The sequence below is a fragment of the Acutalibacter caecimuris genome (genome assembly GCF_034335085.1).
In the GTDB taxonomy this organism is placed as follows: domain Bacteria; phylum Bacillota; class Clostridia; order Oscillospirales; family Acutalibacteraceae; genus Acutalibacter; species Acutalibacter caecimuris.
In genome coordinates, this window is record NZ_JAWXXJ010000011.1 from 100,404 (window position 1) to 116,802 (window position 16,399).

13 protein-coding genes are annotated in these 16,399 nt (G+C 52.6%); 3 read left to right on the plus strand and 10 right to left on the minus strand.

Annotated features, from left to right (window positions below; genetic code table 11):
- Positions 1-63: 63 nt before the first annotated feature.
- The 3 genes from U8U01_RS08370 to U8U01_RS08380 are packed head-to-tail and all read left to right on the plus strand — an operon-like array spanning position 64 to position 2,431.
- Positions 64-768 (plus strand): YjjG family noncanonical pyrimidine nucleotidase, encoded by a 705-nt coding sequence (locus tag U8U01_RS08370; RefSeq protein ID WP_322173295.1) that lies wholly within the window; start codon positions 64-66, stop codon positions 766-768.
- Positions 761-1,432: a response regulator transcription factor gene (locus tag U8U01_RS08375; protein ID WP_322173296.1), complete on the plus strand. Its 672-nt coding sequence runs from the start codon at positions 761-763 to the stop codon at positions 1,430-1,432. The genes U8U01_RS08370 and U8U01_RS08375 overlap by 8 nt, the downstream gene beginning before the upstream one ends.
- A 3-nt stretch (positions 1,433-1,435) precedes the next feature.
- Positions 1,436-2,431 (plus strand): sensor histidine kinase, encoded by a 996-nt coding sequence (locus U8U01_RS08380; RefSeq protein WP_322173298.1) that lies wholly within the window; start codon positions 1,436-1,438, stop codon positions 2,429-2,431.
- A gap of 151 nt (positions 2,432-2,582) precedes the next feature.
- Here the strand turns inward: U8U01_RS08380 and U8U01_RS08385 are convergent, their stop codons facing one another.
- The 10 genes from U8U01_RS08385 to U8U01_RS08430 form a co-directional block, all read right to left on the minus strand.
- Complete coding sequence (locus U8U01_RS08385; RefSeq protein ID WP_322173300.1) at positions 2,583-5,282, minus strand: DegV family protein; 2,700 nt, start codon at positions 5,280-5,282, stop codon at positions 2,583-2,585.
- Between the two features lie 52 nt (positions 5,283-5,334).
- Entirely contained in the window at positions 5,335-7,893 is a 2,559-nt protein-coding gene (locus U8U01_RS08390) for a hybrid sensor histidine kinase/response regulator (protein WP_322173302.1), read from the minus strand.
- Positions 7,890-8,252: a response regulator gene (locus U8U01_RS08395; protein WP_322173304.1), complete on the minus strand. Its 363-nt coding sequence runs from the start codon at positions 8,250-8,252 to the stop codon at positions 7,890-7,892. Before U8U01_RS08395 ends, U8U01_RS08390 begins: the two co-directional genes overlap by 4 nt.
- A gap of 360 nt (positions 8,253-8,612) precedes the next feature.
- On the minus strand, positions 8,613-9,347 hold the full coding sequence (locus U8U01_RS08400; protein ID WP_322173305.1) for a hypothetical protein: 735 nt from the start codon (positions 9,345-9,347) through the stop codon (positions 8,613-8,615).
- A 20-nt stretch (positions 9,348-9,367) separates the two neighbouring features.
- Entirely contained in the window at positions 9,368-10,219 is an 852-nt protein-coding gene (locus U8U01_RS08405) for an ATP-binding cassette domain-containing protein (protein ID WP_322173307.1), read from the minus strand.
- Between the two features lie 4 nt (positions 10,220-10,223).
- Positions 10,224-10,610 (minus strand): GntR family transcriptional regulator, encoded by a 387-nt coding sequence (locus U8U01_RS08410; RefSeq protein ID WP_322173308.1) that lies wholly within the window; start codon positions 10,608-10,610, stop codon positions 10,224-10,226.
- A gap of 335 nt (positions 10,611-10,945) precedes the next feature.
- Positions 10,946-12,514, minus strand: a complete 1,569-nt coding sequence (locus U8U01_RS08415) for an ATP-dependent nuclease (protein ID WP_322173309.1) — start codon at positions 12,512-12,514, stop codon at positions 10,946-10,948.
- A gap of 178 nt (positions 12,515-12,692) precedes the next feature.
- Complete coding sequence (locus U8U01_RS08420) at positions 12,693-13,343, minus strand: hypothetical protein (protein ID WP_322173311.1); 651 nt, start codon at positions 13,341-13,343, stop codon at positions 12,693-12,695.
- Positions 13,331-14,467: a recombinase family protein gene (locus U8U01_RS08425; protein ID WP_322173313.1), complete on the minus strand. Its 1,137-nt coding sequence runs from the start codon at positions 14,465-14,467 to the stop codon at positions 13,331-13,333. The genes U8U01_RS08420 and U8U01_RS08425 overlap by 13 nt, the downstream gene beginning before the upstream one ends.
- Positions 14,446-16,239: a phage tail tape measure protein gene (locus tag U8U01_RS08430; protein WP_367575612.1), complete on the minus strand. Its 1,794-nt coding sequence runs from the start codon at positions 16,237-16,239 to the stop codon at positions 14,446-14,448. The genes U8U01_RS08425 and U8U01_RS08430 overlap by 22 nt, the downstream gene beginning before the upstream one ends.
- Positions 16,240-16,399: the final 160 nt, after the last annotated feature.

Here is a 16,399-nt window from a genome sequence, read left to right on the forward strand (position 1 = left end):
CTTGACACCTGCACAGAATCGCGCTATAATTCACCATATAATTATGCCGGAAAGGATGATATTATGCCAGCACGCTTTCTTCTCTTCGACGCCGACTATACCCTTTTGGACTTTCCCCAGGACATGGCCCGTGCCTTCCAGGCCATGTATGACGCCTGTTTTGCCGCCCAAAAACCCTGCGACGAAACCCTGCTGGCCTGCTACCATGCCTGTAATGACCGGGCCTGGGCGCGGTTTGAGCGGGGAGAATGCACAAAGCAAGAGCTGTATATAAGCCGGTTTGTGGAGTTTTTATCCAAAACCGGCCTAACCGGCGACCCGGCCGCTGTCAACGAGTGCTACTTTACCGCGCTGGCCCAAACAGGCACCCCATACCCCGGCGCCCAAGAGCTGCTGGCCACCCTGGCCCCCAGCCACGAACTGTATATGATCACCAACGGCAATGTAGTCAGCCAAATGCCCCGGCTGAAAAACGCCGGTCTGGCGGGCTTTTTCCGCGAAGTTTTTGTTTCAGAGGCCGTAGGCGCCGGTAAGCCGGACAAGCGCTATTTTGACTATGTAGCCGCCCATATCCCCGGTTTTACCCCGGAAAAAGCGGTGGTTATCGGCGATTCCCCGGCCTCTGATATCCAGGGCGCGATGAATGCGGGCCTAAAAAGCATCTGGTATGACCCCCCCGGCGCCTGGACCAATAGCAGGCCCGCACCGGCCTATACCTGGCGGGCAGAAAATTACGGGGATATCCTGGAATTGCTGCGCCATGTATAAGATATTCCTGGTGGAAGATGACCCCGTTATTTGCCGCACCGTGGCAGAGCATCTTACCCTATGGGGCTATGGGGTGCGGGCGGTAGAGAACTTCTCAAAGGTGACGGAGGAATTTGAGGCATTTGCGCCCCAACTGGTGCTACTGGATATCGGCCTGCCGGGCTATAACGGCTACCACTGGGTGCGGGAGATCCGCCAGCGCTCCAAGGTCCCGGTGGTGTTCCTGTCCTCCGCGTCGGACAACATCAATATCGTCACGGCCATTGAACTGGGTGGGGATGACTTTATCGCCAAGCCCTTTGATTTGACAGTGCTCACCGCAAAGGTGCAGGCCGTGCTGCGCCGGGCCTATGCCTTGCAGGGCAGCGTAGACATACTGGAATACCACAGCGCCCTGCTGGATCTGGGTGGGGAAACGGTAACGGGGCCGGAAGGGAAAGCAGAACTTACCAAAAATGAGTTCCGCATCCTGAAGGTGCTGATGGAAAATGCCGGCCATACAGTTAGCCGCAGCGACCTGATGACCCGCCTATGGGAAAGCGAGAGTTTCATTGATGACAATACCCTGACAGTGAACGTATCCCGGCTGCGAAAAAAGCTGGAGAATATTGGCCTTAGCGGGCTGTTGGCAACCCGCAAGGGCCACGGCTATGTTTTGGAGTAAACCATGCTATTTCTATATTACCTATGGGACCGGCGGCGGGTCATTATCGGTAGCCTTCTGCTGGCAGCAGCGGCAGCGGGGCTGTTTTGGCTGTACCGCCTGCCCTCCATACCTCTATTTTACTGTTTCTTGGTAGTGGGGGTGCTGGCCTGCGGCTTGTTCGGCCTGCCGGATTTTGTGCGGTACTGCCGCAGTGCCAGGCGCTGTCAGGCGCTGCGCAATATGGCGCCCCACCTGACCCATCCTGTTGGGCCGCCCCGGCTGGCCGAACCCTTTTCCCAGCAGATGCTGCTGGAAAGTATAGAGTTGTTGCGCCAGTATGCGTTGGAACTGGAACAGCAGCAGGCCGGCCGGCAGGAAGAGCTGCTGGAGTATTATACCCTTTGGGCCCACCAGATCAAGACCCCCTTATCGGCAATGGGGCTGATCTTGCAGTCAGACCCGGAAGATACCGGCGCACTGCGTCAGGAACTGTTCAAAACAGAACGCTATGTGGAACTGGTGCTGGGTTATCTGCGGATACATTCCATGAATGCAGATCTGCAGTTGGGCCTGTGTCCCGTACGGCCCATTGCGGCCCGGGCCGCCAAGAAGTTTGCGGCCCAGTTCATCTATAAAGGGTTGCGGTTAGAGCTGGACAACTTCGAAAACCGGGTGGTTACAGATGAAAAGTGGCTGCTTTTTGTGCTGGAACAGGTGATTTCCAACGCGGTCAAGTATACCTCTACGGGCACCATATCCATTACGATGGATGAAAGCGACGTGTTGGCCGTCCGTGACCAGGGGGTTGGTATAGACCCCAGCGATCTGCCCCGTATTTTCGAGCGGGGCTTTACTGGCCGGAACGGGCGGCTAAACGAAACGAGCACCGGCCTGGGGCTTTACCTGATCCGGCAAGTGCTGGATAAGCTAGGTAACCGGGTAGAGGTTTGTTCTGCGCCTGGCAAAGGCACAGAGGTGTGCCTATATCTAGGGCGGCCGGAGGCAGCAAGGGATTAGATTTGCTCCCGCTAGGCCAGCATAAAAGCCGGATGATCCAGCGCAGGCAATGCTTGCCGAGGCCATGGCTCCACAGCTATTTATCCCAAAAGGCAAAGCGGCAGGCATAAAACAGGAAACGCCCCTAGAAACTCTAGGGGCGTTTCCTGTTTTACCGGATGCGGTCCTGCTCAGGTACTTGGAAAAAGGAAACGGCGGCATCATCCCGTTTCATAAACAGTAAGCCAAATGAACCGGGGCCACAGTTGCTGGCAATGGCAGACGAGGCTTTTTGAAGATAGACCCGTTCAAAGGGGCAGTACTGCTGTACAAGGTTCTGGATGTATTGGAGTTTCTTTTCATCCATCCCAGAATACGTGATAAATAAGATGCGCCGGTCGATGTTCCGGCTTTCTATCAGCAACTGCCGGACATAACTCTTTGCCACACGGGGGAAACCACCCAGTTTCATGCCGCCAACTACCATTTTAGACTTTTTCAGCACAAGTACCGGATGGAGCAGCAGCGAATCACAGAGGACCTGTATTTGCTTTGATATCCGTCCTGCCTGGCATAGCATATGGGTATCGTTTATGACAAAAGCCGACGAGATAAAGCGTTTCATACGGCCCACCGACTCTATAATCTCTTCTTTTGCGGCATGGTGTTCTGCCATATAAGCCGCGCACAATACAATCAACCCCATGCTGCTGGAGAGGTGCCCGGAGTCGATGACCGTGACGTTTTCAAAAGATTTTGCCGCCTCGCAGGCATTTTGATATCCCTTGCTAACGTGTTTAGCCATAGTGATATGGACCACGTTCTGGGCCTCTGTAAGTTTCTGGGCAAAAAAGCGCTCATAGTCCTCTACCTCAGGGGCCTGCGAATACCCGACCCTTCCTTCGGCTAGGTGCATAAGCAGTTCATCCGCTTTCAATTCCTGCTCATCTAAAAAGCGCCCTTCGTCTGTACAAACATAGTACGGGCATACGGAAATACCAAATTTCTTTCTTAGGGAACTGGGAAGGTCGCATACGCTGTCTGTAGTGACCAAAATGGAGCGGCGCTTTACCTGCTCGAAAATGAGGATGTCCTTCTCAATATCCGACTGGCTGGCCTCTTCGTTCAGATGCACCAGTTCCTTTGGCAAGATACTCAGGACAGCCGCCTCCAGAAGCGTACCGCTAACAGGCTTAGCCAGGTAGCCGCTGAACCCTTCTTTACGGTAGAGGAGTTGGTTGTCGCTGCCCGCATTGGCTGTCAAGGCAACCACAGGGACTTCCTGGCACAGCCCCACCGGCTGCGCCCGTAGAGCGTGCAAGCACTCTATGCCGTCCATTTCCGGCATCATATGGTCCATCAGGATGCAGTCATAGTGATGGTTTTGGGTCAACCTGAGGCATTCGGCGCCACTTTTGGCTGTGTCAATTTGGATTTTGGTGCTCGACAGCAACTTGCTAACCACCATCAGGTTCATATCATTGTCATCCACCACAAGGATATGCGCGTCCGGCGCCTCAAAACTCTGCCTGTACGGCTCACCCTCGTGGCTTTTCGAACGGGAGGCCAGTGTAAAGGTCCCCAACTCTTTTTCGTCTACAATATCCTGGTCCAGCCGGACGATAAATGTGGAGCCTTTGGTGTAGACGCTGTTCACGCTAATTTCGCCGCCCATCAACCCAACCAGTTGCTGGACAATGCTCAACCCCAGCCCGGTGCCTTCAATAAAGCGGTTTTTCTCCTCATCCACCCGCCGGAAGGCATTGAAAATGTAGGGGATATTTTCTTTTTTTACCCCTTGCCCGGTATCTTCTACAGAGTACCATACACGTACCCGATTCAACGCCTGGCGCTCGCAGCGGATGGAAAGGGTGACGGAGCCCTTGCTGGTATATTTTACCGCGTTATTCAACAGGTTGATCAGGATCTGCTTGATGCGCACCTCGTCCCCGCAGAGCATACTGGGGATGGAAGGATCTACGTGCAACTTGAATTCAAGCCCCTTTTCTTTGGCTTTTATCCAGATCATGTTGACAATTTCAGAGAAGAGTGCCCCGGTTTCGTAAGAAACGTTGACAATCTCCATCTTCCCGGACTTGATTTTAGACAGATCCAACGTGTCATTAATCAGCGTAAGCAACAGCTTACTGGCCCCTTGGATGTTCCGGGCATTCTCCGCCACATCTTCGGGGATATCCCCCCGGAGAATAATTTCGTTCAACCCGATGATGGTGTTGATAGGCGTGCGGATTTCATGGCTCATGCTGGAAAAGAAGTGGTTTTCCGCCCGGTTCAGTTCCTCAATCTCCTTTTTCTGCTGCTGGGAAAGCTCGTTTTCCTCTTCATACATCCGGTTAAGGAACATAAGCAGTACGCTGGTCAGGAAACCAACCATGATGACGGAAAAAGCTGAATCGAAAAAGGAGGACTGCTGGGTACTTTGGGCGGCAAATTCTGGATAATAATAAGCAACGGTATAACATAGCAATGTTTCTGCCATGCATAAGGTGAAAAACAGAGCCATGCGCCTGCCTTGTAAGGCCAGGCAGACGTAAATGAAACAGAATATAAACCATTCGGGTACCCCGCTGTAAAACCCGCCGGCTGAAAAAAAGCTGATGGGGAACAGCAGGAGCAGCAATATGGTTATGGCCGTAGCGCCTGTTTGGATACGTTCCTTCTGGACGCTGGCTTTTACGATCATCCCCATAGCCACCAGGCTTACTATCAGTATCAGGATATTCCAGATACTTCTGCCCATAGGCATAATGAGTAGCAATGCCACCATGCAAGTAGCCGTCACAAGGCGGAACATCCGGTCGCGCAGGCTGATTCGGTGATCATTGATAAGTGCAAACCATTTTTTAATCACGCTGTCTTACATCCCTTCCAACACGGTATTTCCAAAAACAGGCCGGAAACCTTCATATCCCGGCAATCTGCCCGCACATATCTGTATGTGCCTGCAACAAAGCGGCATGATGGGCCCGGATAAAGCCCTCGTCGGCCCTTTTTCCCGCTAACTCCAGTTCTTTTGCCTGTGCGGAGAGGTTTTCTGCGCCAATGGTCAGGGCGGTACTCTTTAGTGCGTGCACTTTAACAGCATAGTCCGCCCAGTTTTCACTTTCATATAGGGAAACGATCTCGGCTTGCTTTTCCTGCCCTTGATCCCGGAACATCCGCAGCATCTCCCGGTAAAAATCCTCATCCCCTGCACAATAATCCAGCCCCATCTGCACATTAACGCCTGCCTGGGCCAACTGTTCAAAGGGGGAGGCCGGTTGCCCTTTTGCAGTGGCGGCATCCGGCTGGTGCTCTGGCCCCGGTCCCTCTGCCTTTTCCGGCGGAAGAAGCTTTTCCTCTGCGGCTAATGGAGCGGATAGTGTTGTTTCATCCGCAACAACGGCCTTTTTTCCGTGGGTCTGGCTATATTGGATGCAGCTTTTAGGCAGCACTTTCCGTAGTACCCGCTCCAATACGGTACGGTCTATGGGCTTTGGGACAAATTCCGTAAAGCCTTCACTGCGGAACATCTCCCTTGCACCGCTGACTGTATTTGCCGTCAGCGCGATCACCGGCAAGTCCTGGTACATACCGTCCCGCAACTCCCGGATCCTTTTTAGGGTTTCCACACCATCAAACCCCGGCATCATATGGTCCAGGAAGATAATGTCGTAGGAATGGTCTTCGCACTGCTCTATGGCGCCCCTTCCGCTCAGACAGGTATCCACTTCTATCCCGTAGGTACCCAGTACGCCTTTTGCTACCACAAGGTTCATCTCTTCGTCATCCACTGCCAAAGCACGGACGCCTACACAGGTAAAGGGTTTCCGGCCTGCAGCCTGGTCCTCCGCAAATCCCCGCTCACCCACCTCGCCGTTTAACAGGTTGGCCACGGATAGCGCGGAGAAGGGTTTATGTATCACAAGCAACCCGCTTTTACTGTCCAAGGTAAACTCCCGCTCCGCAATCACAATTACCCGTTTTTGCTGTGCCAGTTCTTCATAATACGCCCGGTTCTCCTCGTATTCTGGCTGGGCGATAAACACATGGGTCAATACATGGCTGTGCTGCAACCTGAGCAGGCCCTCAAAATTATGGGCCTGGTATCCTTTGATGCCCAGCCCCTGCATCAAACTCAAAATCAACCCGTCATAGTAGCCCCGGACCTCGTCAGAGGTATACTTATCCGGCTTAAAAAAGCAGCCGATACACAGTTGGTCCGCGTGGGCCAACGTGATGCAGGGCCGCCAATCCACAACACCCTGGGGGATCACAATATGGGCGTGCAGGCCCTGTTGCGTTTTGCTTGCAAAATGGATAAAGCCGCCCATCGCATTCAAAAGCCCCCGGGCAATGGGCAGCCCCAGCCCCAGCCCGCCCGCAAAGCGGTTGCTGCCGCTGTCTGCCTGGTAAAAGTCATCATACATCTTGGTAAGCTGGGCATTGGTCATGCCGATCCCGGTATCGTGGATATCAATGACCAGGTTGATGCCATATCCCTCCTGGCGGTACCCAATACGGACGTTCACGCCGCCTTCCTCTGTGAACTTGATAGAGTTTTCTACCAGGATCTTCAGCACATGGGAGATTTTCTCCGCATCCCCGACCAGGACAGCGGGCACCTTTGGATTGATGTCAAACACCAATTCCAGGTGCTGCCGGTTGCTCTGCAAAGCGGTGGAAGTGATCACATCATTCAACACAGAGGTGATCATGTATTCTTCCTTAGCCGGGGTCAATGTGCCGGCTACAATCTCCGTATAGTCCATCATATTGCTGATTTGGCTGGATAGACGTGTCCCTGCCAGCTTGATGGAGGAAATGTCTGACCGGATCTCCGGGGCCGGATCCTTTCCAAGAGCCACTTCGCTGAGGCCGATCACCATATTGATAGGTGTGCGGAGTTCATGGGAAACATTGGATAAAAAGACGGCGTTCTGCTTTTTCAATGTTCTCAACTCGGCAAATATGTTTTCATACCACTTCCGCTGGGCGGTACGCCGGTTGATCCAATACCTGGCCAGCGCCGTCCCGCCAATAATCACCACCGCGCCAAGCCCCAGGCGTAGCATATCCTGCGGTTTCATGGCAGAGGAAACCGTCTGCAACACGAAAATGTGGTACAGCAACGCCACAGCGTACAGGGCAACTGTCACGTGCAGGATCCATTTTTTGTTCAGCATAAAGAGGGAAAACACCAAAATCCCAGCCATGGCTGGGATATCAAATAGACTGGTTTCATGTACGCTGAAGAAAAAGAACTCTACCAGCAGCAGCCCGGCACATAGGGTTTCGTACAGGGTGTCCGATCCGACCCTGCCAATGTGCAGAAACCATACGCAAAAACAGCCGGCCGCTGCCAGCGGAATGATCCAGAGCTCCCACCCCAGGGCAACCGTGACCAAATTGAGAATGCTGCTAAAAATGGTAACAATAACAGCCAGCAGCAAGTGTTTGCTTGTCTGTTCCTCTCTTCTCATTGCTTTTCAAACTCCAGGGCAACCCGCCTTAACAACTCCTGGGGCTGGAAGGGCTTTTTCAAATAATTCACCGCGCCCAGCTTGATGGCGCTGACCACATCATCCTCTAACCCCGAAGCAGTAAGGAAAATCACGGGTATTTCACCAACAAATTCTTTCATGCGCTGAAAAGTAACAAAGCCGTTCATTTTCGGCATTTCAATGTCCAGCAAGACCAGATCCACTTTTTCCTGTTTGAGCATATTAAGTGCATTCATCCCAGAGTTGGCTAAAAGCACGTCATACTCTTTTTTTAAAATGATCTTTGTTCTTGCCAGGTTCATTTCATCGTCATCCACCACTAAAATGCGTTTTTGCATTTTGCTTGCCTCCTTGCTTTTGCTACTGAATAATTCAACTATGTATATTATATGTGAGGCCGGATAGAAAATCAAGCCTATATTTCTATTTTGAAATGTGTTTTGGGTAATACACAAAACACAAAAATTGAAAGGGGAACGTGCAGGATGTGGCCAAAAAGGCAAGTGGGGCAAGCAAAAGGGACATGGCGCATTCCGGCCGCAAGCCGCTGCCACCAGGCAAGGGATGCCCCGGAAACCAGAACGGCAAAAAAGCCGGCAAAGGGGCACCGGCTTTTAGGTGGGTTATATACTCTAAATTTAGTAGGAACCATACTGATAGGCCGCGCAACACAAGCCGGCCATCAGGAAACTTGGCCTTTACTTCACCGGCGCCCGGCGCATAAGCAGCCAGGCGAGGGCGGAAAAGAAAGCTGTAAGCAGGGTGCAGGTCAGCACCATCCTGGGCAGGGTACTATAGCACAACCGGGAAACCTCTGCGATACACGTGAGGGCCTTTGCCCGAAGGCCGGGATGGGCGGTGATAAAAGAGGAAACCAGGATGAACAAAGTAGGCGCGCCTGCCCAGAAGATGATTTTTCCCATTTTGTGTAAGCGATACATGAATACCGTGACAAGGTACCCAAGAGAACATACAGACAGCAGAAGAAAGAAACTGAACACAATGGAAGGCAGCATGGTGTAGCCATCGCTGTTGGCGTATGTCATCCCGTAAAGGGATACAGCCTGAAAATTGCCGGGGAAAGCGGCATAAAGCATTTTGAACAGGAAGGTGTAGGCCTCGTCTGCCACAGCCATAATGACGCAAATCGTGCCCATAGCGGCCAGCCAGGTTAAAAATTGGCTGCGCCGGGAGATACCATGCTGTAGATTCATCAAGAAACTTTCTTTAAAGGCACAAAGGGAGAGGATGAAAGCAAAACCGGTGGTTACGGCCGTGGTGCCGTTGATGGAAACAGCATCCCCGTCCCCAATGGAGATAAAGGGCGTTACAAGCAGGGGGAGTAGGGTCATGCTGGCCAGCACAGCGTAGTATACAAGGATAGCATTGCGCTGATCCCGGAGCAGGTAGCGGAAAGATGGGCTGAATTTCATGAAGATACCTCATTTCCTAGTTAAGAATTGGTAAGCTGGATAAACAGCTTTTGCAGGTCCATAGGCCCAAACTCCAGGTCTTTGGCAGTTTCCCCAGTTTGGTCAGGCTTACCAAGTACATAGGCGGTGCGTAGGCCGCCCAAAGCGTCTATCCCCAGCAACTTTTTCCCCTGGACGTAGGTTTCTACAGCCGCAGCCCCGCCGGACACGGTATAGCCGCCGGCCAGTAAAATTTCCCGCGGTTCCTGCCGCAAAATTTCCCCCTCTTTGATGATCACCACATCCTCCACCAGGTTTGCCACCTCTTCGATCAGATGGGTGGAGAGCACCACGGTAAAGGGTTCCTCCACGTACTTTTCCAGCAACCGTTTGTAGAAGAGTTCCCGATGGTTGGCATCCAAGCCCAATACAGGCTCATCCAGCAGAACATAGGGGACATGGACCGACAAAGCCAGAATGAGCTTGAAAATAGAGCGGTAACCGGTAGATAGTGCAGATACCTTTGATTTGGGCGGCAGGCCAAATTCCCCCAGCAGTTTCAGGGCATACTCGTGGTTGAAACCGGGATAAAAGGCCTGCGCCCAGCGTAAAGCCCCATTGACCCGCATAGAATCCGGGTGTAGGGTGGATTCGCTCATCAAAAAGACTTTAGACTGGGCCCGGTCGTTTTCCAGGCCGTTTTCGCCGTCTATAAGCACACGCCCCTCGTCGGGGAAAATGCGGTTTGTCAGGATATTCAACAGGGTAGACTTCCCGGCGCCATTGCGGCCCAGCAGGCCGTATATCCGGTTTTCCTCAAATACGGTGCTGATCCCTTTCAAGGCCTGTACCTGCCCAAACCTTTTCGCGACATTTTGTAACTGTATGGCCATTCTCTTACCTTCCTTTCTCTGTGCGGTCAAATTCCGTCGCAACCATATCCAGCAATGCCTGCCGGGTCACGCCCAGGCGCTTTGCTTCGGCTACCATAGCCGCAACAAAGCGGACAGAAAACTCCCCCTGGCGCTTTTTTTGCAGCAAGGCCCTGGCGCCTTCAGCCACAAACATACCAACACCCCGTTTTTTGTAGGCTGCCCCCTGGTCTACCAACAGGTTGATGCCCTTTAAGGCTGTGGCCGGGTTGATGGTATACCGCACGGAAAGTTCCGTGATGGAGGGCAACTGCCCCCCTTCCGGCAAAGCGCCGGATAACACCGCATCTTCCAAGCCCTCGGCAATTTGCAGGAAAATGGGTTTTTCCCCGTTCAAATCCAGCTTTTGCATACGCACCTCCTCTCTAGAATGGTTAACTACTTGAGTGACTAACTATGGTGCTAGTATACGCCTGCCGCCGCTATTTGTCAAGGGGAATCGGAAAATTTTCTTTGCGAGCGCCTATGCGCCTGGGACATACCCGGATTGTCCGTACCATACACAGGGGGTTTACCACGCAAAAAAGCCCAAGAGATTTATCTCATCTCTTGGGCTTTTTAATATGAAAAGTGCTGGTGATTCTGATACAAATGCACACCCTTGCCGCATAGGGGGTGCAGATTTTTTTGCCGTTTGGTGCTGCATAATAAGGGGTGTGCAGAGAGACTGGAAAGGGTGTGCAGGTGCTATCTCCTAATACGTTTCATTGTACTTGACAGAATATGGCGAACATCAATTTGATTTGATATCACATACTCAACAGCAAACTTAAACACAACCCTATAAAGTTCCTCTTTTGACTGATTGATTTGATTTGCCAAATCACTTGAAATACGCTCAGCCTCGTCTTTACACTTAGACCTAAAAACTCCCCGCTGTTGAATGCAAGAATTATATTCATCTTGGTTGTGAAAATCTGGAAGGGGAGCCTCATACCCATCAAAGTCAAACTGAAGAGGAGTGGAATAGGACAATTGCTGATTTGAATAAGTAATCGAAAGTTCCTGAAGTAATCTCGCCTTAAAACCATAAAACGCTTTTACCAGTAAGACTTCCGGCGTATAAGGAAGAAAATGAAAATACTGAGTATTTTCATTGTATATATGGATTGTTGCCTGATTTCCGTATTCAGAGTAAGGGATTATATCTGTTTCAACGTCCTTGTCCAGAAATGCTGCTACATAGACATTATCGTAGAAAATATAGTTATCAGTTTCAACATAAAAGTTAGCAACATTTTGGAAACCACCAATAGGTAGTATTCTGACATCAAGGAAACTTGCTTCTGCTTGCAATAAAATATATTTTTGCATTAAAGCATGAAACAGACTTTTTGCCATAACGTCTTCAACTAATATGATGATGTCGGGGTTAGTATCTTCTCTCATACCAATAGCACCTATTGCTTTAGCGGGTGGACATTGATATAGCACATCGATGCAGCCATCAGGCTGGGTCTCCAAGAAAATAACGTTTTTCTGAGATTTGATGATACTTGATGAATGAGTTGAAATCAAAATAGTTAGCCCTTTATCGCGGGCTAATTCTTGCAAACAACTGATTAACCGAATTTGAGCAGCTGGATGCAGTGCGAGTTCAAGTTCGTCAATTAAGATTAATGATCCATTTGCTGCGTTCTGCAAATCATACAGCAGATTAATCATAACAATTTCACCAAAGCTGAAATTCTGCTCAGTATAATATTTGCTATTCTGTAACGGTATGGCATATGCTATGTTACGTCGCCGATCATTGATTACATGAGCTCTCCCACGACGAAGGTCTCCTGTAGTTATTCGAATCATTGATGTAAATTTATTGGTATCAAATATTGTATTGAGTTTACTGTTTAGCCATGTATCGGGAGTTCCGCGACGCCGAGGCGTAATTTCATCTTGAGTAAATACTCTTTCATTTTTTGTGGTTATATTTACTATCTGAGGATAACGATACCGCTGAAGGACAGATGAATTCCTTCGATTAGGTCGCCACTCACCATTTGATCGCTTAGAGTATGTAACGGATTCTCCGTCTACTTCATAACTTATTGTTCCATCAAAAATGTCATAGGCATCATTAGTGTTTGAAGGGAATCCGAGTCGATAAGCATTATTATTGCAAATTCTACTGATACAAGTAAACAGAGTAGTTTTTCCACTTCCGTTTCGGCCTGTTAAAACATGGAGTCCAGGAGCAGGAAGTTCAAATGACAAATTTTTGATACCCTTAATATTATCGATAGTTATTTTTTTCATTATTTCACACATCCGAAGTAGGTAATTAATTTTCCGAGAACTTCTTAACACAATGTTCTCTGACAGAATACCACAAAAAATCCCATTAGTAAAGATGTTGTGTAACTGAAGTTGCAATTAACTGTAACCCTCTCTAATCCATTGAGGATCAGAGAGGGTTCGTTGTAGTATTATGCAGTTATCCCTCAATCTCCATCCCATTCTGGAAGGTGAACACCAGCCGCCCATCGTGGTAGGCTGTAGCTTTCTGCACCACCGCCAGCCAGAGGGAGTTGTCAAACTCCGTGATTCCAACCTCCCGTTCATGCAGAGCGAACATGAATCCACCGATGAGGTTGGCCTCGGCCTGCCGCTGTTTTTTCTGCTCCTGGAGGGCATCCACCCTGGCCTTGGCCTTCTCGTACCTCGCAACATAGCCGTTATAGCGTTCGGCATACTCTTCCTGGCTCTGTGCGCTCTGGGCGTTTTCCTGGATGCACCGCTGGGTCAGCTCCGTCACCACCGCAATCTCCCGGAGCAGCTCGTCCAGTTCCGCGTCAATGGCGGAGCAGTTGGTGAGGTGATCCTGCATGATGCGGCAATCATCCAGCAAGGCATCCTTTCCATCCAGCAGTTGATTGAACGCAGCCAGGAATCGGGCCTCCTGGTTGCTCTTGATGTACCGGGTGTAGTAGTCGATCTGCGCCTCGTAGCTGGTGAACTGCTCATCACTGTCGGTGGAGACGCGGGCGTACCCCGCCGTTCTGCGTTTCTTCGCCGCCACCGCCGGGGCATGGGTATGAAGATTGATGGTTGGGGGAATGACCGTTACTGCTCTTACTGCTGGCATGATCTCATCGCCTGTCCTTTCCTCGCGTATTCTCTGGCTGCGGCTTTCATCTCCGGGGTCCAGCTTTCCGCCCTGGAGCGGTCTGTCCACCGTTTAACGGTTTGAGTGCCGTCCTTGAAAAAAAATACCAGAGTGTTGCCCCCCTCGGCCCGGATAGCCGTTATTTTATCGTGGAGGGCCTCCGCATCAAATTCATCCAGCCCCAGCACTTCTGCCGTCGCCTTTTCCAGCGTCCGTTCAGGTATCTGCTTGGAGGGGCAGGTGGCTTTGCCGTAGATGTTGAAGGTGCTGCAAATCCACACCGGGCCGGTGCGGGTCACCTTCCGCCGGTAGCCCTTGCCGCAGGTGCCGCAGACGATCATTGACGTGAATGGGTACTTGACGGGGCCGCGCTTGGTCTTGTTGTGCTTGGCGGAGCGGCGGGCCATCTCCGCCTGCACCGCCTGGTAATCCTCCATGCTGATGATGGCCTCATGGGTGTTTTCCGCATGGTACATGGGCAGCTCACCCCGGTTGGGGAGCGTCTTTTTCGTGATGTGGTTCTCTCGAAATGTGGTCTGGAGGAGCAGGTTGCCGGTGTAGGAGTAGTTCCCCAGAACCTTCCGCACACAGCTACGGCCCCAAGTATTCCCGTTGCGCGTGGTCTTGCCCTGGGCGTTCAGCTTTTTCATGATGGCCTCGACCCCCATGCCGGAAAGGTAGTCAGCGAAAATGCCCCGCACGATCTCCGCCTCCTCCGGCTTGACGATGTAGACGCCGTTTTCGTACCGATAGCCCAGAATCTGCCCTGACCAGGGCTTGCCATCCTCGAAGTTCTTTTTGATGCGCCACTTCTGATTCTCGCTGGCGGAAAGGCTCTCCTCCTGGGCGTAGGATGCCAGAATGGTGAGCATCAACTCACCGTCCGCACTCATGGAGTGGATGTTCTGCTCCTCGAAGTACACATCCACGCCCATCGACTTCAACTCCCGGACGGTCTGGAGCAGCACCACGGTGTTTCGGGCGAACCGGGAGATCGATTTGGTGATGATGAGGTCGATGTTCCCGGCGCGGCACTCGGCCAGCAGCCGCTGGAAGTTCTCACGGTTCTCCTTCGTGCCGGTCAACGCCTCGTCAGCGAACACTCCGCAGTAGAGCCAGCCAGCCCGATCCAGAACTCCCGGAAGCCCTCGCAGTTGTTCCAGAGGGTCACGAAGATGGCGATGAGGGCAGCAATGGCCGCGACCACCAGCCCGATGGGGTTTGCCGCCAGCAGCGTGAACAAGCCGGTAACAGCGGTCTTGACCGCACCAATGACCGGGCCGATCTTGGACACCACCGAGAGGATGGTGCCGACCGCCGAGATCACTTTACCAATGACGATGAGGACAGGCCCCACCGCCGCAACGATCAGGCCGATGGTGACGATGGTCTGCTTGGTGCCTTCATCCAGGCTGTTCAGCCAATCCACGAAGGACTGGATGCCAGCCACGATGTTCTTGATGACCGGCATGAGCAGCTCCCCGATGGAGATGGCGAGGCCCTCCAGAGCCGACTTCAGAATGGTGAGCTGGCCTTGGAGGTTGTCCAGTTGTGTATCCGCCATCTGCTGGGCCGCGCCGCCGCTCTCGGTGATGGACTGTTGGAGACTATCCCAGCTCTCGCCGGTGTTGGCGAGAAGGGCGTTGACGGCGGCGAGGTCGGTCTTGTTGAAGATGGTGGCGATGATGTTGGACTTCTCAGCGGAGGTCATGCCGTCCATTGAAGTGTTGAGGTCGCCCAGCACATCGTTGAGGGAGCGCATATTGCCCTCGGAGTCGTACACATCCACGCCAAGCTGCTCCATGCAGGCAGCGGCCTTATCGGTGGGGTTTTGCAGGGAGAGAATGACATTGCGCAAATGCGTACCGCCCTCGGCTCCCTTGATGCCATTGTTGGCGAGGATGCCGAGAGCGGTGTTTAGTTCGGCGGTGCCGCCCTTGACGGACTTCGCCGTAGCGCCGATGGTCAGGATGGCGTCGCCAAGCTGGGCCACCGAGGTGTTCGTGGTGGACGAGGTCTTTGCCATCTGGTCCACCATGGTGGTGGCCTCGTCTGTACCCATGCCCAAAGCGGACATGGCGTCTGTCACCATGTCGGAGGCCGAGGCCAGGTCGATACCGCCAGCCGCCGCCAGGTTGAGGACGGTGGGGAGCGTGTCGCACATCTCCTGGGTGTCATATCCGGCGAGGGCGAGGTAGTTCAAAGCCTCGGCGCACTCGCTGGCGGAGAAGGCCGTCTCGCTGCCCATCTGCTTGGCGAGGGCGGAGAGGGTGTCCATGGTGTTGACGCTTTCGCCGTTGACCGTGGACATGGCGTCCTTGGTAATGCCCATGGTGGCCTGCACCTGGGACATGGAGGACTCGAAGTTGGCGGCGGTGGCAACAGCGGCAGTGCCGAGGCCCACCACGGGAGCGGTGACCGACTTGGTGAGCGTCTCACCCACCCCGGATACCTTATCGCCCACGGCTTGGAGCTTGTCGCCAACCTGCCCGATTTTTTGAAGAGCGACAGACGAATTTTCCGCCTGCCGCTCCAAATCCTTGAGTTTCTGTTCAGTTTCGATGATCTCCCGCTGGAGAGCGTCATACTGCGATTGGGTGATCTCCCCATTGGCGAGGGCTTGATTGGCCTGCTCCGCTGCCGTTTTCAGCGTGGCCAGCTTCTCCTTGGTTTCGGAAACGGCCTCACCCAGCAGCCTGTGCTTTTGCGCCAGCAGCTCTGTATTGCCGGGGTCCAGCTTGAGCAGCTTATTGACATCCCGGAGGCTGCTCTGGGTGGTGGAGAGGGCCTTGTCCACATCCTTGAGGGCGGTGGTCAGCTTTGTGGTGTCGCCGCCGATCTCCACCGTGATGCCCGCGATCCGTCTTGCGCCCATTCAATCCCCCCTCCGAAAAAGGCATAAAGAAAGCACCGGTTATCGCCGATTGGACGGCGGTACACTGCCAAGAGGCCGGAGAGAGTTGCCGTCCTAAGTAGCGGGAGATACACGTCCGCTCGAATGCGGCGTTGAAGGCTGTCTTGGTGACAGTCTCATC